Below are 20,129 nucleotides of genomic sequence, written 5' to 3'. Positions count from 1 at the left end.
GGGCGCCATGCTGACCAAGCGCAAGAGCGGTCAGGCGAGCCGCACAAGATTGCACACACTGATGGGCACGGTCGCCTCCGCTCCCATCGACCGGCGAACCTTCCTTCGCCGTTCCGGTCTCGCGGCCGGCGGAATGGCTGCACTCGGGTCGTTCCAGCTCGGCACCGTTCAGAAGGCGGCGGCCATCAGTCCGCCGCAGCCGGGCGTGCCTATAGAACTGAAGAAAAGCGTCTGCACCCATTGCGCAGTCGGCTGCACCGTTACCGCCGAAGTCCAGAACGGAGTTTGGACCGGTCAGGAGCCTTCGTGGGACAGCCCGATCAACCGCGGCTCCCATTGCGCCAAGGGCGCAAGCGTACGCGAGCTCGTACACAGCGACCGCCGGCTGAAATACCCGATGAAGCTCACCGCAGGGCAGTGGGAGCGTGTCTCCTGGGACGACGCAATCAATGGGATTGGCGACAAACTGCTCGAGATCCGTGAAAAGTCCGGCCCGGAGTCCGTCTACTGGATGGGGTCGGCCAAGTTTTCCAACGAAGGAACCTATCTCTTCCGCAAGCTCGCGGCGCTGTGGGGAACAAACAATCAGGACCACCAAGCCCGCATCTGTCATTCGACGACCGTCGCCGGCGTAGCCAACACCTGGGGCTACGGCGCGATGACGAACTCCTTCAACGATATCCGCAATTCGAAGACCATGATCATCATGGGCGGCAACCCGGCTGAGGCGCATCCGATAGCGATGCAGCATCTGCTGGAAGGCAAGGAACTCAACCAGGCCAATCTGATTGTCATCGATCCCCGTTTCACGCGCACCGCCGCCCATGCGACCGAGTACGTCCGGTTCCGGTCCGGCACTGACATAGCGCTGTTGTGGGGCATGCTATGGCACATCTTCGAGAACGGCTGGGAGGACAAGGAATTCATCGCGCAGCGCGTCTACGGGATGGATGAGGTCCGCAAGGAAGTCGCGAAATACACGCCGGAGGAGGTTGAACAGATCACCGGCGTGCCTGGCGATCAGGTGAAGCGTGTCGCCGAGATGTTCGCCACGCAGAAGCCGTCGACGATGATCTGGTGCATGGGCCAGACACACCACACGGTTGGCACGGCCAATACACGCGCAAGTTGCATACTGTGTCTCGCCACCGGCAATGTCGGCAAGCCGGGGACGGGCGCGAACATCTTCCGCGGCCATGACAACGTCCAGGGCGCGACGGATATCGGGCTCGATGTGGTCACCCTGCCCTTCTATTACGGGCTGACGGAAAGCGCCTGGAAGCACTGGTCGCGCGTTTGGGAGATCCCCTACGAGGACCTGCTGAGCCAGTTCGACTCGAAGGATGCCATGGAAACCCCGGGCATACCGCTGACAAGGTGGTTCGATTCCGTCTCGCTGCCCAAGGACAAGATAGCGCAGCGCGACAGCATGCGCGCCATGTTCATTCAGGGCCACGCCAGCAACAGTATCACCCGTATCCCGGATTCGATGAAAGGCCTGACAGGCCTGGAGCTGCTTGTCGTCGCCGATCCCCATCCCACCACCTGGGCATCGCTGGCGGTGGAGGCGGGGCGAAAGGACAACACTTATCTGTTGCCGGTCTGCACGCAATTCGAGACGTCAGGCTCGCGCGTCGCCTCAAATCGGGCCATCCAGTGGGGTGAGCAGATCGTGAAGCCGAGCTTCGAGCAGAAGGACGACTACCAGGTCATCTATCTGTTGTCGAAGAAGCTCGGGCTTGCCGACAAGATGTTCAAGAAGATAGCCGTCGAGGGCGACCGTCCGGTGCCGGAGGACGTGCTGCGCGAGATGAACCGCGGCAGCTGGTCGACGGGCTATTGCGGTCAGTCGCCGGAGCGGCTCAAGGCGCATATGAAGAACCAGCACAAGTTCGACCTGGTGACGATGCGGGCTCCCAAGGACGATCCCGAGGTCGGCGGCGACTATTACGGCCTGCCTTGGCCATGTTGGGGCAAGCCTGAGATCCGCCACCCGGGTACGGCCAATCTTTACAGCACCGGCCTGCATGTCATGGACGGCGGCAGCCCGTTCCGCGCCCGCTTCGGCGTCGAACGAAACGGCCAGACCCTATTGGCGGAAGGCTCCTACACGCAAGGCTCGGAACTCACCGACGGCTATCCGGAGTTCACCATGGCCGTGCTCAAGAAACTCGGCTGGGACAAGGATCTGACGGCGCAAGAACGCGCCGTGATCGAAAAGATCGGCGACGACATCAACAAGGTCTCGTGGTCGACGGATCTGTCAGGCGGGATCCAGCGCGTCGTGCTCAGCCATGGCTGCCATCCCTACGGCAACGGCAAAGCGCGCGCAGTAGCGTGGAACCTGCCCGACCCGGTACCCACCCATCGCGAGCCGATCTATTCGCCGAGGGTGGATCTGGTCGCAAAATATCCGACCTATCCCGACGCCACACAGTTCCGGTTGCCGAACATAGGCTTCAGCGTGCAGCAGGCGGCGGTGGAAAAGGGCATCGCCAAGACGTTCCCGCTGATCCTGACCAGCGGCCGGCTCGTCGAATATGAGGGCGGCGGCGAGGAAACGCGGTCGAACAGATGGCTGGCCGAGCTGCAGCAGGAGATGTTCGTCGAGATCAACCCGGCCGATGCTTCCGAACGCGGCATCGGCGATGGCACCTGGGTTTGGGTGAATGGTGCGGAGAACAACGCGAAGGCGCGGGTGAAGGCTCTGGTCACGGAGCGCGTCGGCCGCGGCGTCGCGTTCATGCCCTTCCACTTCGGCGGCTGGTTCCAGGGCAAGGACCTGCGCGCCAACTATCCGCAGGGCTCCGATCCATACGTTCTGGGAGAGAGCGTCAACAGCATCACCACCTACGGCTACGATCCGGTGACGGGCATGCAGGAGCCGAAGTGCACGCTCTGCCAGATCGTTGCGGCGTGAACGGGAGGAACAGAAATGGCCAGGATGAAATTCCTTTGCGACGCTGATCGTTGCATAGAGTGCAATGCCTGCGTCACCGCCTGCAAGAACGAGCACGACGTACCATGGGGCATCAACCGGCGCCGCGTCGTCACCATCAATGACGGCAAGCCCGGCGAACGCTCCGTCTCGATGGCGTGCATGCAGTGCACCGACGCGCCATGCGCGGCGGTCTGTCCGGTCGACTGCTTCTACACCACGGCCGACGCGGTGGTGCTCCACTCCAAGGACCTGTGCATCGGGTGCGGCTATTGCTTCTACGCCTGTCCGTTCGGCGCCCCGCAATATCCCCGTGTGGGAAACTTCGGTTCGCGCGGCAAGATGGACAAATGCACCTTCTGCGCCGCGGGCCCGGAAGGTGATTCCACCGAAATTGAATATGCCAAGTACGGAGCCAACCGGCTGGCTGAAGGCAAGCTGCCGCTTTGCGCCGAAATGTGTTCAACCAAGTCGCTCCTGGCCGGCGACGGGGAGATCATCGCGGCGATCTACAAGGAGCGTGTGACGCAGCGTGGCTATGGTTCGGGAGCCTGGGGCTGGCAGACGGCCTATCGAGAAACAATCGACGTGTAGGAGGCAGTCGGGCTCGTCCCGCGCGCAAACGGAGTTTTCACGGAGGACGCATAAATGCCGGACAACAGGCTTGGTCGATTGATGCCGCAGGCTATCGCGGCGTTCATGACGCTCACGCTGCTGGTCGCCGCGCCCGTGTACGCGCAAGCCCCATCCGGGAGCAACCCGACCGCTCAGGCGGTGAACGAACAGCAGCTTCTTGATGAGCTGCGGAAGATCGAGGGACGCGTCACCCTGCCCAATACGGCCGCCGGCTTGCTCGAGCAGCCGCAAGGCCGCGATTACCGCAGCTTCCACGAGGGCTGGCTGCCTTGGATCGGCGGCATCGCGATAACAGGCATTTTGCTGCTGCTGGCGCTGTTCTATTTCTACCGGGGCCGCATCCGTACATTGGCGACCGAATCGAGCGTAAGGATTTTGCGCTTCGGTGCCCTGGAGCGGCTGACCCACTGGATGACCGCCACGGCGTTCATCATCCTGGCCATCACCGGCTTGAACTTTATCTTCGGCAAGCGTCTGCTGATGCCGCTGATCGGGGCCGATGCATTTTCAACCTGGTCGATCTGGGCGAAATACGCCCACGACTTCGTCTCCTGGGCGTTCATGCTCGGCATATTGGTCATGCTGGTGACATGGGTCTGGGACAACCTTCCCGATCGCCATGACGCGCATTGGCTCAGAGTCGGCGGCGGCTTCTTCGACAAGACCAACCGGACGCATCCGCCGGCCGGACGTTTCAACACCGGCCAGAAGCTCATCTTCTGGGCCGTCGTGCTCGGTGGGATTGCGCTGTCGGTGTCCGGCATATTCATGCTGTTCCCGTTCGCATTCACCGACATAAACGGCATGCAGACGGCCCAGTATGTTCATGCGACTGTCGGCATAATCCTGATCGCTGTTATTATCGCTCACATCTATATCGGCACGCTCGGGATGGAAGGCGCCTACGAAGCAATGGGCTCGGGCACGGTCGATATCAACTGGGCGAAGGAGCATCATAGCGCTTGGGTCGAAACGCAGGAGGCGAAAGGTACGATACCGCCGCGCTCGGCGGCCGAACCGGCCGAATAAAAGCTTCTGCGCACAATCGGAATGCCCGGGCCAATGGTCCGGGCATTTTTTTTGGGAGTGCCACTAGGCTTTCATTGCGCAGCCTCAAAATCCACGCCAGCGAGCGCAGGTGGATATCCAGGCTACGAAGGCGTCTCCTCGCCGCCCGCGGCTGCGGTTGAGTTGTCGCCCGGTTCGCCGGTCCAGTTTTGACCGACCAGATTGTGCCCCGGATCGCCGACGCGAGTGCTCTCGCTGCTGTAGACCTGCCATGCCGGCTGTTGCTGCTGCGCGCTCAGAAGAAAATAGCCGGCCCCGAACGCGATTGCGATCGAAACGACAATTCCGGTCAAGATCATACCCATCCCGCCTTCTCCCTTTCACCTTCTCAAAGTCCGCAGTCATGCTCTCATTGTGGCGGTGGCGTCTGCGGCGCTGGAGTCTGCGGCGCAGGATCCTGCCCCGTCACAGATGGATTGCCAGATCCCTGAGGGGCCGCACCGGACTTTTGCTGATACTGCAAGTCGAGCGCCGCCAGTGCAAGCAACGGCGGCGGCATGGCGACGCCGGCCACTCGCATTTCCCGCGCGGTCTTCTGGCATTGTGCAATGTCATTGGCGGCGGCCAGTTCCTCCGCTTTCGCGGCGTTGATCACGGAATCCTTGGGAGTGCTCGACGTATCGGAGGGGGGCACCGGCGCGGCTCTGCTTTCCTTCTGGGGCGCGTTCGTCGCCGATCCGCTGGCCACCTTCTCCTTGCTCGGTTGTGGAGCATCGCTGGCAACCCCAGCCTGCCCGGTAATTTTCTGCGCCGAGCCCGTCCCGGTCTCGGGCTTGGCGGGCGCGGCTGCGCTGGTAGAAGATGTGCCAGCCTGCTGAGCCGGGGCAGCCGCGGTCGGGCTGGCCGCTTCGGCAGGCGCCTTCATGAAGGCGAGGAGCTCCTGGCAGAGATTTGCAGGCCCGCCTGGCTGCTGGGCAGCGGGCGTTGCAGCCGCTGGAGGCGCGGGTTCGGGGGCAGTGCTCGTCTGCGCCAGCGACGTCGACGCCGACAAGGCAACGATTCCTGCGAGAAGCATTTTTTTCATCGCTTTGCTCCTTCCGTGATGAAAATCACCCGCCTCGGCGACAACATAACGTTAGAAGGTGCCAGAACGATCCATGGGATTGCGAGGCCTGCCTCGCAATTCGGCCATCGGGCGATCCCGCGGCCTTCCCGACTCTTCAGCTCAACGAATGCGCCCGCCCTCGACGAGGCGAGCACGATGATTGCCGAAGTCGCAAGGGCTGCTCGGCGAGCGATTGGATGCGCCCGCCTTGGCTAAAGCGAAGGCCAATTGCGGACGGGGATTCGAACGTCCGCCGAGAGGGGTACGTGGTCGCTCAGCTTTGTTATGGCGATCTCGTCATAGGTGCCGAGTTCGACAAAGGAATGGGAACGTCCCGAGGCACAAATATGTAGTCGATATGGAAGGCCTGATCCTGCATCGATGGAAGTAGGTCGGTGACTTTTCCTCGCCGAACCTTTCGTCGTGGAATTCATGCCATGCGCTTACCAGACCAAGTCGAGAGATAAGCTCCAAGACGCGCGCAAAATGACCGTCCGGACTTCGATTCGCGTCGAACCTTGTAGATTGATTGAAATCGCCCGCAAGGACCGCACGGTTACTGACGATGAACTCCGAAAGCGTCGACAGCGCACGCAGCGTCGGTGAGACGTAGTCGCCGTCTCTCTTGGCACAGACACCGACGAAATATAGCTCCTCCCCACCGCGAACAGCTCTCACAGGAAGGAATAAGCGTTCAGCTTCGGAATTGGTTGACCCAGGCGAAGGAGCGTTCGACCCCCAGCGGTAGCGATGCGAGCCAAATCCCGGCGCGTGCCAATGCCAAACGCTTGGTGCTCAAAAGCGCACCGCTGAGGATGACTTGGATGAAAGACCAAGCGGTCGCTGAATTACGCCCCACGATTCCGCGCAAGGGCAATCCGCTCCGATACGACAATGACAGCAATCATGGCTCCACTCACGCCTACGCAGGCGACGATGGCACTCACAATGTCGAGAGAAGCACTCAGGATGTTTGATCCTGCGATTGCCACTACGAAGAATATTAACAAAGTTAGTAGCGGATACCCACCCATCAGGGAAGGCTCTCTAAAGCTGAACCAGCCATACACAACGGCAAACAGGATTAGATACGCTGCCGCCATTGCGCCGAGATATCCAACACCGTGATACAATGGGATGCTCAAAGCGGCAATTCCAAGGAAAAGAAGCGCCCACCCGAGGTTTATTGCGAATCCAGTCCACATTCGTCCCGTGGCCACAAGAACATTACCGAGCCCCGCTCCGGTAGCTTGTATTCCGGCAATCAGCATGGCCCACGCAATTGCATTGCTGTCTCCAGCGAATTCAGGTCCGTAGAGGACAGGCAGAAGCCATCGAGCGAGCAGAGTAGTTGAGATGCCAATTGGGAAAACCGTGAGGGCGGAAAGGGATAAGCAATAGCGTACAGTTGCCCCAAAACGCTTTGGATCCGCTGCAGAGTTTGCCATTATTGCCAGCGTCGGCGCGAGCAACACCATGGGAAAGTAAGTGACCAATGAGCGCAGCTGGTCCGCAATGCGAACCAATGCGAGATCTGAATAGCCTATAGGTGATCGAATAAGCATTAGGTTCGCGAGCCACATCACCGGCACTACAAGTAGATTTGCAGCCAACATCGGCAACCCGACATTGACGATAACTCGCCATTCTCGTCCGGCAAGTCGAATTCGTGACCAGTGTATACCGTAGCGAGAACATTCGTCACCAGAAGCCAAATACGTCAGCACCATCGAAATAGCTGTACAAAGTACTTGTGAGCCCGCAGCGCCAGTTAGTCCGTAATAATAAACTAGTGGGGGAGAAGTGAAGAGTGAAACAACAGCAACCGAAAGAGAGATCCTCGTGATACGCGAAAATGCCTCTAGACCCGTCAAGATTGCAAGGAATAGACCGTCAAAGATCGAGAAGAATACCAATGCCGCCAAAATTTGAATAGGTAGTGTCAAGTCGCTTCGGCCGAGAGCTTGAGATGCGAGCGTGCCAGCAAAACCAAAGCATGCTGCTGCTGCCGACAGGCTGGTCACGAGCGCAACTATGCTTATCAAACTTAATATTCGTCCGGCCCGCTCGGGATCATTCTCCCGAAGCTCTGCGACGTATTTCGTTGCTACGGTCCCCAGTCCCATGCCGGCGACCATTCCCACCACCCCGATTGTGCTTTGGACCATGGCGAGCTGCCCAAACTGCTCGCGGCCAATCATTCGAACAATGATAATCGAAAGGAGCATGGCGGCAGCGCGCGACCCGGCGGCGCCGATCAGCGACCAGAAGGCTCCACGTATGAGGCGCTGACGTACCGGCGAACCCCAATAGACTCGCTGCCACCAAGCAGCGAAGCGGACGCGGGTACCGAGTTTCGTGTCGTTACGGCGCAAGGTACTTTCCAAAGTGCAGCAGCAGCAGCAATAGCGACTGTCGCACGGCCGCAGCAAAGTGTCAGGCGACAAAATGAGGCTTGCCGAGGGACCTTGATCCCTCAGGGGGGATGTACGAATGGCGAAAGGGCGAGAGATCCTGCCATGGCTGGCAATCCAGTTAGCTCCTATCTCGCAGCGAGCAGGTGGAAACTTTCTTGACGCCGACAGGCTGGCGCGGGAGAGTGCGGTAGACAAGGCGCGTCCAGTGCCCCGATCGGCTCCATCGCCGCGAATGCCGCGGAACGCGCTGGGGATCGGCTCATCGCGAAGCGAGGCCTCTTGAGAGCTGCGCTAATAGGCACTGGGCAGATTGCCCGCCAGCATCTGGCATGCCTTCGCGAGCTGCCGGACGTCGAGGTTGTCGCTGTCTGTGACCTGTCCCGTGCCAGGGCCGAGTGCATGGCTGAGCGCTTCGACGTTGCCGCCTTTTTCACTGACAGCGCCGCCTTGCTTTCGGAGATGCGGCCAGATGTTGTTCACATCACGACACCTCCAGCTTCGCATTTCCCGTTAGCAATGGCCGCTCTTGAATTCGGGGCGAACGTCATTGTCGAAAAACCGGCTGCATTAGCTTATGCGGACGTTGAGGCGCTGACGAAAAAGGCATTGGAACGCGGCGTTGCCTTCATCGAGGACCACAACTACGTTTTTAATCGAGCAACTCGACAGATTCGGGAGCTTATCGCGTCGGGTGAGTTTGGCGAGGTGACCCACGTCGAGGCGTTCCTCTGCTTGAATATTCTCAGAGCGGGAAGCCCGTTCTCCGATCCTAATTTACCCCATCCATCGTTGAGTATGCCAGGGGCCGCGATTTCTGATTTCCTGACCCATCTGGCGTCGCTCGCTTTTGTCTTTATTGGTGACCACCGCTGGGTCCACACGAACTGGTCAAACCGGTTTTCCTCGCCGTTGCCGTTCAGCGAATTCAGAGCCCTTGTCGGCGGGGAGCACGCAACTGCGATGCTGAGCTTCAGTGCCAATACTCGTCCGGACGCTTTCTGGTTACGCGTTTACGGAACGAAGATGCAAGCTGTAGCCAATCTTTTTGAGACCCGCCTCACTCTGTCTCGGCTTCACCGCGGCCCTAAGTCCCTCAACCCACTTATCAACGCGTTGCGGGAGTCCAGAGATTTGTCAAAGTCGGCATTTCAGACGCTTTTGTGGAAACTGAACGGCAGCCCCGGCACTTATGAAGGCTTGTGGGATTTGCTTGCCAGAGTTTACCGAGCCCTGAACTACGGAGCCGAATTGCCGGTTTCCATAGACCAGGTCATCGCCGTAAACCGACTGGTATCTGACCTCGTCGCAGAAGTGAGGCCCCCGTGAAAATCCTGGTTACGGGGGGAGCTGGATACCTTGGCAAGCGAGTTGTTGCGCAGTTCTTGCTGCGCGGGCATTCGGTTCGAGTCATCGCCCGCGCCACCAGCCGGCTCGACAATTTGCCCTGGGCGGGCGATGTGGAGGTACATCGCGCGGACTTACGAACGTCGGCTAATCTCGTCGAGGCATTCGACGGCGTAGACGCGCTCGTACACCTGGCCGCCTCCTTGACCGGTGATGAGGACGCTCAGTTCGTTAGCACCGTGGTCGGCACGGAGCGGCTGCTTGAGGCAATGGCGAGTTCCGCCACTCGCCATTTGGTGCTGGCGAGTAGCTTTTCCGTCTACGCCTGGACCAAGGTTACGGGTACGCTAGACGAAGCATCGCCGGTTGAGCAGGCCCCCGATCTTTATTCCAGGGACAGTTACACCATTGCTAAGGTTTGGCAGGAGCGGGTGGCGCGACGGCTGAGCGCCGAGCACGGCTGGGATCTCACTGTTCTTCGGCCCGGCTTTATCTGGGGCCAAGGAGGTGAGTACTTTGCTGCGCTCGGATACAAACTGGGGCCAGTATATCTCGCCGTTGGGCCGAGAACGCGACTGCCACTCACGCATGTCGACAACTGCGCTGATTTCTTCGCGAATGCAACAGAGAACCCAAGCGCAGCAGGAGAGACGTTCAATGTCGTGGACGGCGATGATGTCCGAGTATGGCAACATCTTCGCGAGCACCTTACACGCTCGCACGCCGGCGGCCCTCCTATCCCGATGCCCTACAGAGCAGCGAGGCTCATTCCTGCCCTTGCCGCTTGGATCAATCGACGCTTGTTCCGAAACAAAGGCCGATTGCCGAACATTGCTGTGCCGAGCCGCTTTGAGGCGCGCTTTAAGCCGGCGCGGTTCAGCAATCGGAAGGCTCAGGGGGTCCTCGGTTGGGCTCCGCCACTCGGCCGGGAGGAGTGCTTGCGCCGCACCTACAATCCGCCGGCAGTCTCTATGTCTGAGGCGCCCGCTGCTGTCGCGGCTCAGTTGCCGCGGGTCCCTCGATCCGAGGGCAGTGGAAGCGAGAAGTCGACCGCGCCTCGTGCCACCATCATCATACCAACCTTCAAACGGCCGCTTCGTCTCCGAGAATGCATTGCAAGTTGTTTCGCGCAGGAAGGTCCGATCCCGGGAAGCTTTGAAATACTCGTGGTTGATAACTGCCCGGACGGCTCCGCTGCTGCGGTCGTCCATGAGCTTTCGCGATCAGCTGCAGTTCCGGTTCACTATCTGCATGAACCGCGACCCGGAATCTCAATGGCGCGAAACGCCGGGCTTTGCCATGCCAGAGGAGAGTTCGCTGTCTTCATAGACGATGATGAGGTCGCAACGAAAGGTTGGATGGCTCATCTGCTTGAAGCGCAATGCCGGTCTGATGCCGATGTGGTATTTGGGCCCGTTCTTCCGACGATGCCCGAGATAACGGACCCGGCCAAGCGTGCGTTTTTCCGCACGGCTTTCTCCCATTGGACAGATCATCCGTCCGGTACCTCCGTCGGGAGCACACTTCTGACGCCATTTTGGGCACGTGGCACGGACGCTTACCCATCCCTGGCCACGGGTAACTGCCTGATAAGGCACCGATCGAGCGAGATCGCGGCTGTGCGTTTCGATGATCGCCTCGGGATGTTCGGCGGAGAGGATGCTCTGTATTTCAACCAGCTGGCCGCAAGTGGCGCTCACTTTATCTGGTGCGCGGAAGCCGTGGCGTGGGAGCATGTGCCGCAGGAGCGTCTTCGCCTCGGCTACGTGCTTCTGCGCGCGCTTCGGGGCGGGCAGGTTGCATCGTGGGCGCCCATGCTGCTTTCGCCGGCGCGACCGGCACTAACGGCGCTTTCCATGGCCATAGCCCTCGTGCAAGCTCCCGTGTTCGCTTTTCTGGCGTGTGGCTACGCTGCATTCGCGTCGCCTAAACGTTACTATTATCTCACGCGGCTAGCGGGCGCCATTGGGAAGCTATTTTGGGCCGCACCGTTCAGGAGGAGATCATGGCCGTCGTGGCCAAGCAAGCGGTAATTCTGCGGGCCGATATCTCGACGGGTAGCTGCATGGCCTCACCGGTCGCAAGCAATTTCATGATTTCGCCGAGCAGTCTGCGACGATGGTGATCTGCGCGCTCCGTCCCCATAAATCGCTCGGCGTCAAGCGCCATCCGCGATGGCGCGCAGGCGCTCGATCGGCCGGCGATGCTTCGGTGTCGCGGGATGCGACAAACCGCCGCCAGCGGGGCCTGTCAACCACCTAATCATTGGTGTGATGTCAGCTTGAATGCCCGCTTCCGACCCGTTCCGGTCTTTGATCCGCACGAATGCCGTTTGGGGGCTTTTGGAAGGCTATGTTCGGCGAAACAAATAAAATTCCGACGGATAGAGGCCGTGATCGCGCAAAATCTGTGATTGCGCAAATTTCGGCTGCTGCACAATCAGCCGATACCCAGACTCCTCAATTTTTTCCCGAAAATCATTGCGAACGCCGTACCCATCGCGAGACGTCAAGCCGAAGTCTGTCTCAATGAACAACCAAGGGATTTTTATGGCACTAAGTTCCTCGAGCCACCACGCCACGACGCGACCGCGGCACTCGGTAAAGCTATGCACGTTAATCGCCAGCTCGATCGGGATGGACCGTAACTCGGTCACCTTGTCAAGGGGCACCACGGCGCACCGGTCGAGCACATTCCGAAACGCCAAATAGTACTGCGATAGAAAGGTCGACTCCGGTACCGCATCAGTACAAAAATACTTCCCAACATTAGGGCATGCCGCCGTCATTCTGTGTGCAAGCCTGCCATAACCGGCCCCGATATCGAGCACGTTGATAGATCGGGACTCAGAAAACAATGGAACGTACGCGGCCAAAAAGTTAAGTTCGATGATGGAGTCGAGAAGGTCCCGACTCACGAGTTTTCCATGGAAGTCGAAAGTTTCGGCGCCGAAGTAGTTGTCCTCCTCCAACACCTGAAACAGGTCTGCCTTGTCGGTTTTCTCCACATACGCAGCCGTCGCGTAGAATACCAGAGGGGAATACGCTCGCGACTGAAAGACGTAAGGATTGTCAGCCCGAAAATACGACAGGTATAACCGGGTCTCGACATCTTGGCGCGACCATTGGATGTGCTCCGTTGCCGGGTGATTGGCGTACCGTCGTCGCAGGTCCTGGAGGTCAGGGTGGTCCGCGCGAAGCACGGTGTGACACCCGTCAGGCAGTTTGCCTATAGGGTGTTTCGGTCGCTCGACTAGCAAGAAGTACCGGCTAAGGTTGGGCGCGTCGGCAAGGAGGCGATCGCGGGTTCGTGTGCTTATTGCGGTGAAGCCAAGACAATTTTGGGAGAGCGCAAGTATATCTTTTGTAATCTTACGGACCCGAGCAGACATGCCACCTGATGTCCCTGCGAATAGAACGTTTGGGCGCGCAGCATCAGTGCAGCCGCTCGTGAGGCTCGATGCTACTGCTTCCGGGCGCTGGAATCCAGACGTCTGAGAAACTTTGCCAAGGCGACAGAGCAGCTTGATGAAACACGCCGTGATCTCTTAAAGCCGGACAGGCGGCAGTAGGCGCGAGCGTGGCCAGTGGCCGCTCTCCGGCTCCGCCTATATCCATCTGTAGCCGGGCACAGTTCTCCCAAACGTGTCCGTGTTTTGGAGCCTGCGAGGAATGCCGAAGTGCCTCGCCGGCTCGTCTTTCTTATCGCTCATCCTCTCGGCTCCGGCGACGAGCCCGCCCCCGCCGAAACGCAGCCTTGCGCGAGCGCCGGCTCACACAAACGAAAGCCGCCCCGGTTTCCCGAAGGCGGTCTTTGGCGCGGAACCCGGCTGGCTCTGCCGGATGCCACGACCTCCAACCAAAGACAGGTCATCAAGTGTCGCGGTCCACACTTGCTGCACAATCGCTGATGAATGCGGGAGGTTCCGGCCACACCGAAGGCATTCACCTGCAACGCCATTGCCGCCTCTTGCCGCGACAGGGCCATCGACTGGCACTTCATCGCGCCCGGAAAACCCATACAAAAAGGCAATCGAGAGCTTCAACGGCGACCTGCGCAATTGCCAGGAGGCGCATGATCCGCCAAGACTTTAACCGCCGCTGCAGGAAGTTCGCACGGCTCACAAGTCTTTCACGGCCGCAACTAGATCGGGCGTATCAAGGCCTTCTGTGAACCAGCCATAAAACGGCGCTAAGACTTCTCTGGCTTCAGCGTGGCGCCCTAGGTCGCGCCACAACTTTGCGAGGCTGAGTGCAGCGCGCAGCTCGAATGATTTGGCATTCTGGTCCCGTGCAATTTCGAGGGCTGCCATAAAGAAAGCCTCGATTTGGGTGCCGGCAATCCTTGAATGCGCCGCAGTTCGCCCTTAATTCGATTAAGCTCGGCCTCCCACATGTGTTCTTCGGCGCGCGCCGAGAGCTCCTTAGCTTTGGCGATGGCCACCAAACCTTCGTCGGCACTGCCATGTTGCAGATAACTCTCCGCCAGCATGCACAAATATCGGGCTGATACCAGCTAACACCCATGGCCAGGCGTTCTGTGGCACTCTCCCGCATCAGCGCGAGGCCCTCCTTGCCATCTCCCTGTTGGGCCATTGCCCAACCTCTCAGGATCAGCCCGCCTGAGCATCTATCAGTTTGGACCTTCGAGCCAAAGCGTGGGGAGTGGCAGGGATTTGATCATGAGTCTGCACAGGTAGCGCAGGCCTCGTGTGAACCAGGAGAGCCTTGAGCGCTGCAGCTTTGCGGGCTGGTATCGGGGGAGTTTTTTTCGGCGGGAACCGGGTTTTCGGCGGCGTCGGCGATGCCGGCGGACACGGCCCAGTAGATGGCGAGGGCCATGACGAGGATGAGGCGGGCGAGGCGGCCGGGGTACTGGATCTGGGTCTGCGCGAGGCCGAAGCCGCGGGACTTGAAATCCGAAAACATCGGCTCGATGCCCCAGCGCTTCGAATAGTCCAAGGTGTTGAGATAATTGGGCTTGTCCGACATGGCGATGATCCATGGCTCGCTGTGGTCCGGGTCCTTGAGGACGCCGATATGGGTTCGCACGCGCTTGGCCGTGAACCGGACATCGGCAAAATAGGTGTCGCCGGAGAGGGCGAGATCGCCGGTGGTGGTTTTGGCCGCGCCGAGCCGCACCGTCAGGTTGCCCTTCAGGCGCAGGCGGTAGCCCCAGCGGTGATCCGCCAGCCAGCCGATCAGGCTCGGCGTGCCGTAGAAGCGATCGGCCATCAGCGTCACGACGACGTCTTGCGGCAGCCAGCCGACGACGGCCTCCAGCAAGGCCTTCTGCGTGGCGAAGCCGATGGCGCCGTCGGTTTCCTCCACCCGCCAGGCCAGCGGCAGGGCCCGCTCGCCGAAGCCCACGCTCAGCATCAGGATTTGATGGCGGTCCGAGGCCTTGGTCTGGTCCATGATCAGCGTGATCTTGCGCCCGTCCCTGGCCAAATTGGCCAGGATTTCGATCGCAAACGGCTGCATGACCGCGTCACAATCGACCCGATCATTGGCCAGGAACCGCGCAATCCACTGATAGCGCATGTCCGTGCGTTCGGCCGCCAGCGGCAGGCCCGAGGCCAGTTCGACCAGATTGGCGCTCCGCACGTTCAGCATCGTCGCCACCAGCAAAGCCAGCTTGCCGCGCTGGGTCTTTCGTTGGCCGGGAAGCTTGCGCTGCAGTTCGGCCGCGATCCCTTCCGCCCAGTCCGTCGTCGTGCTCGCTATCCCAGCCATCCAGCCCCCGCAAAAGTGCGGAATCCTTGAATCACACGCAGATTCTGGCCGTCAAGCGGCTATCCGACAAACTGATGGATGTTTAAGTTGTGGACAGAATGTCACTCCAACATATTTATGCCGGAACCAGTCACATTGTCGTCATATTCCCTACTTACGTTCGGACTAGTAAGATCAACTAATATCCGCAATAGGATATCACCTCAACAAAACATCTAAACCCTCCCGAAACACTTATATGTGGACAATCAAAGATTATGGCTGGATCCTACGATAACTTCCTTGATGCCCTTGCATTCAGCGAATCGAGCAATCGATACGATTACGTGAACCCGCAGGGTTATGCAGGCGCTTACCAGGCCGGCGAATCGGCATTGCGGATGATCGGCTACTACAAGCTCGATGGCACCGCAGCAGTGGACTGGAACAACGGCTGGACCGGCAAGGACGGCATCAACAGTCTGGCAGACTGGCTGAGCAGTCCGGCCATCCAGGACAAAGCAGCTGGAGAGTACTTCACGTACCTATGGAATACCGAGTTCAAGGAATTTGGACTTCAGAAGTACATCGGACAAACAATCAACGGTGTTGAAATCACAGCATCTGGCCTTCTCGCCGGGGCGCATTTGGTTGGCGCTGATTCTGTGGCGGTGTATCTTAACTCAGGAGGCACTCAAGGGGCGTCCGATCCGTGGGGAACGCCTGTCGCGGAGTACATCTCGAAATTCGGCGGCTACGATGTCAGTCCAGTAATTGGAACGGCCACACCAACCGACACGGGTGCCGATCAAACGGCCGCACCAACCACCGGCACGGGCGCCGATCAAACGGCCGCACCAACCACCGACACGGGCGCCGATCAAACGGCCACACCAACCGGCACGGGCGCCGATCACATGCGCGGTAGCGACCGCAACGATAGCTATACGGTCGACAATATCGGAGACGTCGTGGACGAAACCGGCACGACCGGCGTCGACACAGTCAATTCCTCGATCAGCTACAGTTTGTCGGACACGGCGCATGCCCTCGGCGCCATCGAGGGGCTGACCTTGACCGGCACGGCCAATATCGACGGCATCGGCAACGCCCTGGCCAACACCCTCACGGGCAATGCCGGCAACAACCATCTGTCGGGGCTTGGCGGCAAAGACACCATCGGCGGCGGCAATGGCAACGACACCATCGCCGGCGGGCTCGACCGTGACCTGTTGACCGGCGGCACCGGCGCCGACACCTTTGTGTTCAACTCGATGACCGACAGCAAGCTGGCTGCGAAGAGCCGGGATGTGATCCAGGACTTCAGCACTGCGCAGGGCGACAAAGTCGACGTCTCGGCAATCGATGCCAATAGCGTGACGGCCGGCTCGCAGGAATTCAGCTTCATCGGCACGTCCGGCTTTACGCATCATGCTGGCGAGTTGCGCTATGCCACGGTGAAAGGCAACGCATTGGTCTATGGCGATGTCGACGGCAATGGCACCGCCGACTTCTCGATGCAACTGCTGCACGTCGCTTCGCTCCACGCGAGCGATTTCATCCTGTAGGGGCTCAGATCAGCACGCTTTGCGCCCTGGTCGGTCGACCAGGGCAGAAGCTTCAGCGCATCATCGGGGTACCGGCTTCTGAAGCGCGAGCGCTTCCTCGTCGTCTGTGGAGAACTCGCAAGCTGCTGATTTGTGTGAATTTTGGATTTGAACAAGTATTCGCGTTTGCCGGATTTCGTGGCTATGGACGACGATTTCCGGCAAATTGATCCTGCCTTCGCGTGCGATTCCATTGTCCTGACGAGCGGGGCGTGCGCGGGCAATGTGACCGAGGGAGCGGCGAGAGAGCGGCCAGACCGATCTGTTCCGGTCCCGGCTCGATCAGATGCTCGACATGGATCGGGCGCTGGTGAAGCTGGCGCGCACGATCGACTGGCGCTTTACTAAGAAGACCGGCTCGGCGCGGTCCGAGACGACGATCCCGGCCGGCCGCTCTTGGCGATGCGGCTGATGGCAGGGTTGGCCATCCTCAAGGCAATGCACAACTTCTCCGATGAGGGCAATGGGTGCTGCAGCCCTATTTCCAATTTTCCAACTCTTCAATTCTTCTGCGGGGAGGAGTTCTTCCAGCACCGTTTGCCTTTCGGTCGCTCGCCGCTGACGCGCCGGCTCGCCTCCAGCCGGTTCGGAACCGCCTCAAGAACATGGAAACTTTTATCATCAGACATAGGCGCAGACCTAGAAATTGACACTGCAAGCTCCTCGGCTCCTTCAGTGTCATCTCTCGCCCTCATCTCATGCCACCCAGATGGGGTGCGCTTCGCGCTTACCGCGTACGACGCGCTGACGCCAGTGCATGGAGGAAGGCAGGAGAGCCTTGCGGCGGCCACAAGGGTAGGAGTGGCCAAGCCGCCGACTTCCGCCAAGTGATCGTCGACACCACGGTCGAGGAGAAGGCCGTCACCTTCCCGACCGACGCTAAGCTGATGCATCGCGCCGGCGAGCGGCTGGTGAAGCCCAGAAATATGGCCTGGCCCTGCGCCAGTCCTGTGCCGGGGTGGGCAAGTTCGCCCTGATCAACCATCAGCGCTATGCCCACGCCAAACAGTTCGGGAGGAACGTTCATCCCCCCTGAATTGATGGGCGAGCGCGACGAGAACCCATCCAATGTATCGAGTTGCGCGAGGTGACAAAGTGTTCATGGACAATTTTCTCGTTTAGCCCCCGCCACTTCGCCCTATGATGACTGGTAAGGGAATCACGATGCAGTCGGTAAAAATAACAGGGCTCATAATAATGCAATGCGGGATACCGGATGCATATTCTTACCCAGTAGTCGAAGTCCTCCGCGTGACGGTATTTGGCTCGGTACTCGCCTATTTCGTCTCGCACTTCGCGCCTATACATGAAGCAAGCGCCAACCACTGCCGACGCCAGGTCGGGACTGCGAAGGCCCGTTGGGGGCATACTCATTGAGATACCAAGGCGGTCGCCAAGTTCATCAATGCGAACAAAACTCGTGTAAACCAGTCCCGCGCTCGGATACGTCGTCAACTGTTGAACCATATACTCAATCGCACCCGGAGCGTACAAGTTGTCATCGCTAGTCCAGGTGAAGTAAGCGCCTGTAGCCGCTCGGAAACCGATATTCAACGAATCGGGAAGCCCGTGGTTTGAGGTGTTCCTGATCACCTTGATACGGCTGTCGACCGCCGCATATTCACTGATAATTCGAGGCGTCGCGTCGGTCGAGCAATCGTCAACAATTATCAGCTCCAAATTTCGGTGGGTTTGGCAAAGGCAACTTTCGAGCGACGCGCGAAGGAATCGTTCGCCGTTGTAAACCGGAAGAACGATAGTGATCTTTGTATCGGGATCATATTTACGCCATCTGGCAGTCTCTTGAAGCGCTGAACTCTGGCCTGAATCCACCAAAATCTTTAGCGCGGGGAACTGTTCGCTCAGGAATTCGAAAAGCCATTCCTTCGACCGACAAAGCCCTCGCAGATCTATTACATCCGGGTCGCATGCGGCAACATTTGACACTATATCGTCCTGCCAGTGGAGACGCCTGGCGGCATTGAATCCCAATATTTCCGAAATCGCCCGTCTGAATCTGTGTCGGCTTCTCCAGGTGCGCTCCCCAAGGCGGAGCTGTGCCCAACTCATAGGTAGCACCAGCCTGCGATTAGAATAGCTCACGGGTTGGCCAAATGAGGTGAGCACTGCTACCCGACTAAAGCCCGAGTTTGCGTCTCCGACCGCCGAAGCCATCGACTTGTTAGAATCCGCCATAACGAGCAAACGCATCGGTGATGTGCCCCAACACTCTGAAAGTCTGAACACGCGTCTTTCGATCCATTCCTCTGCTGCGATCTTTAGGTTACGCTTAAAATTGCGTCGAGGACCTGCTCCGTCGCGCGACTGTCGACGGTGGGCACCGGTCGGCTGGGCTTCTTGGTGGGCGCAAGCCGCTCTATATCGCTCAACGTATCTATTCTCCCCAGTGCTCCTTCTGCGATGAGCTTCAGGTCGACCCCAGCCATTCGACCTCTGAACACTGTGCATGCTGGCGTTCCCAAAACAACAGCTTCCCGATTCATCGACCCTCCTGCACTGATGGTAAGGTCGGAGTAATAGATCAAGTTGAGACCGTCCAATACTTCCGATGGAATTATTAAGTTTCGCCCACCAGCAGCACGAAATCTTTCGGACTGGGAACTGTAGCGTGGGAGAAGGATGACCTTCGTCTTTGCCATTCTCGAAAAATGGTGTACGAGATGGGCGAATAGATCGTTCTCGAAGCGATGGTAGGCACTCTGTGTCGCCGGGGGACGGATTAACACCAGAACGTCCTCGTCAGTGATATTGTACGCGCGCAGCGACTTTGGAAAATCCGGATTTGGCGTGAAATCCACGAGCGTGACATGCTCCTTCAGGCCATCGTGAAATCTTACCTTTGAGGGCTTTCCGCCTTGCCGGCGCAGCGCTTCGAGATTGAATCCGGAGGGAACAACTATGCACCGTGCTAGGCGAAAAGCAACGTGGTTCGCCGGCTGATGCTCATAGTCCATGCATGTTACAAGAGGTATCGACACAAGTCGCGCTGCCAATGCCTGTGCGTACGAGTTGAACCCGACCGCGACATCAAAGCGCTCGTTGTAGACGCGGTGAGCCAGCATTGCAGCGCGCTTGAATATGGCCGCACCTTTACCCATCATGGTCGAGCCGCCATGCCGCCCGATCACCTCGACGGGGAGGCCACACATTTTCGCTATCGCGGTTGTCTCGCTGAACTCACGAGCTGTCAGCCAAGTCGTATGGCCTCGCTCGTTCAGGCGCTTTATCAAGGGACGAAAAAACAGTGGATCTGGCGCCGTCGAGAGGTCAATCCATATTTTCATCGTCTCCTCCCGTTGCGGCGCAATCGCCCCAGGCTGGCGGTAGAGAAGGTCCGCA

Annotated in this window: 14 protein-coding genes and 2 pseudogenes; 8 read left to right on the top strand and 8 right to left on the bottom strand. The window is 59.1% G+C overall.

What is annotated here, in order from left to right; all coding sequences use genetic code 11:
* The first annotated feature begins 7 nt into the window (after positions 1-7).
* Genes X738_RS49885 through X738_RS49875 form a run of 3 tightly spaced genes read left to right on the top strand, consistent with a single transcriptional unit; the run spans position 8 to position 4,603 of the window.
* Entirely contained in the window at positions 8-2,920 is a 2,913-nt protein-coding gene (locus tag X738_RS49885; RefSeq protein WP_023797595.1) for a formate dehydrogenase subunit alpha, read from the top strand.
* 15 nt (positions 2,921-2,935) lie between these two features.
* Complete coding sequence (gene fdh3B, locus X738_RS49880) at positions 2,936-3,532, top strand: formate dehydrogenase FDH3 subunit beta (protein ID WP_023797594.1); 597 nt, start codon at positions 2,936-2,938, stop codon at positions 3,530-3,532.
* Positions 3,533-3,586: 54 nt separating this feature from the next.
* Positions 3,587-4,603 (top strand): formate dehydrogenase subunit gamma, encoded by a 1,017-nt coding sequence (locus X738_RS49875; RefSeq protein WP_023797593.1) that lies wholly within the window; start codon positions 3,587-3,589, stop codon positions 4,601-4,603.
* A gap of 122 nt (positions 4,604-4,725) precedes the next feature.
* On the opposite strand, the gene X738_RS49870 is transcribed toward X738_RS49875, so the two are convergent.
* From X738_RS49870 to X738_RS49860, 3 genes are all read right to left on the bottom strand, one after another.
* Positions 4,726-4,947 (bottom strand): hypothetical protein, encoded by a 222-nt coding sequence (locus X738_RS49870; protein ID WP_023797592.1) that lies wholly within the window; start codon positions 4,945-4,947, stop codon positions 4,726-4,728.
* Between the two features lie 44 nt (positions 4,948-4,991).
* Positions 4,992-5,666: a hypothetical protein gene (locus X738_RS49865; protein WP_023797591.1), complete on the bottom strand. Its 675-nt coding sequence runs from the start codon at positions 5,664-5,666 to the stop codon at positions 4,992-4,994.
* An 869-nt stretch (positions 5,667-6,535) separates the two neighbouring features.
* The gene (locus X738_RS49860) at positions 6,536-8,062 is read right to left on the bottom strand and encodes an oligosaccharide flippase family protein (protein WP_023797590.1); all 1,527 of its coding nucleotides are present in this window, start codon (positions 8,060-8,062) and stop codon (positions 6,536-6,538) included.
* A gap of 321 nt (positions 8,063-8,383) precedes the next feature.
* Here X738_RS49860 and X738_RS0140760 point away from each other — a divergent pair, with 321 nt between their 5' ends.
* Together X738_RS0140760 and X738_RS81725 are read left to right on the top strand one after the other, a co-directional pair.
* A complete protein-coding gene (locus tag X738_RS0140760) occupies positions 8,384-9,430 on the top strand; it encodes a Gfo/Idh/MocA family protein (RefSeq protein ID WP_031254318.1) in 1,047 nt (348 codons plus the stop codon).
* Positions 9,427-11,481 (top strand): NAD-dependent epimerase/dehydratase family protein, encoded by a 2,055-nt coding sequence (locus X738_RS81725; protein WP_023797587.1) that lies wholly within the window; start codon positions 9,427-9,429, stop codon positions 11,479-11,481. The genes X738_RS0140760 and X738_RS81725 overlap by 4 nt, the downstream gene beginning before the upstream one ends.
* A gap of 317 nt (positions 11,482-11,798) precedes the next feature.
* Here X738_RS81725 and X738_RS85925 read toward each other — a convergent pair whose 3' ends face one another.
* Complete coding sequence (locus tag X738_RS85925) at positions 11,799-12,455, bottom strand: putative sugar O-methyltransferase (protein WP_198032777.1); 657 nt, start codon at positions 12,453-12,455, stop codon at positions 11,799-11,801.
* Between the two features lie 936 nt (positions 12,456-13,391).
* On the opposite strand from X738_RS85925, the pseudogene X738_RS88985 reads away from it, so the two are divergent.
* A pseudogene (locus X738_RS88985) lies at positions 13,392-13,509 on the top strand (integrase core domain-containing protein); the annotation flags it as partial.
* Between the two features lie 160 nt (positions 13,510-13,669).
* Here the strand turns inward: X738_RS88985 and X738_RS84560 are convergent.
* Together X738_RS84560 and X738_RS49845 are read right to left on the bottom strand one after the other, a co-directional pair.
* Positions 13,670-13,939, bottom strand: coding sequence for a hypothetical protein (locus X738_RS84560; RefSeq protein ID WP_156942556.1), 270 nt, complete (start codon positions 13,937-13,939; stop codon positions 13,670-13,672).
* Between the two features lie 188 nt (positions 13,940-14,127).
* Positions 14,128-15,183, bottom strand: coding sequence for an IS4 family transposase (locus X738_RS49845; RefSeq protein ID WP_023797583.1), 1,056 nt, complete (start codon positions 15,181-15,183; stop codon positions 14,128-14,130).
* Positions 15,184-15,440: 257 nt separating this feature from the next.
* Here X738_RS49845 and X738_RS88310 point away from each other — a divergent pair, with 257 nt between their 5' ends.
* Positions 15,441-16,730, top strand: a complete 1,290-nt coding sequence (locus X738_RS88310; RefSeq protein ID WP_023797582.1) for a calcium-binding protein — start codon at positions 15,441-15,443, stop codon at positions 16,728-16,730.
* Between the two features lie 301 nt (positions 16,731-17,031).
* Positions 17,032-17,787: pseudogene (locus tag X738_RS88980) on the top strand (hypothetical protein); the annotation flags it as partial.
* Between the two features lie 5 nt (positions 17,788-17,792).
* Here X738_RS88980 and X738_RS85915 read toward each other — a convergent pair.
* Both X738_RS85915 and X738_RS49835 read right to left on the bottom strand, forming a co-directional pair.
* Positions 17,793-18,716 (bottom strand): glycosyltransferase family 2 protein, encoded by a 924-nt coding sequence (locus X738_RS85915; protein WP_198032776.1) that lies wholly within the window; start codon positions 18,714-18,716, stop codon positions 17,793-17,795.
* Between the two features lie 332 nt (positions 18,717-19,048).
* A complete protein-coding gene (locus X738_RS49835; protein WP_023797578.1) occupies positions 19,049-20,074 on the bottom strand; it encodes a DUF354 domain-containing protein in 1,026 nt (341 codons plus the stop codon).
* Positions 20,075-20,129: the final 55 nt, after the last annotated feature.

The sequence above is a fragment of the Mesorhizobium sp. L48C026A00 genome, from assembly GCF_000502375.1.
Classification (GTDB): Bacteria; Pseudomonadota; Alphaproteobacteria; order Rhizobiales; family Rhizobiaceae; genus Mesorhizobium; species Mesorhizobium muleiense.
This window is presented reverse-complemented; position numbering and strand designations above follow the sequence as displayed.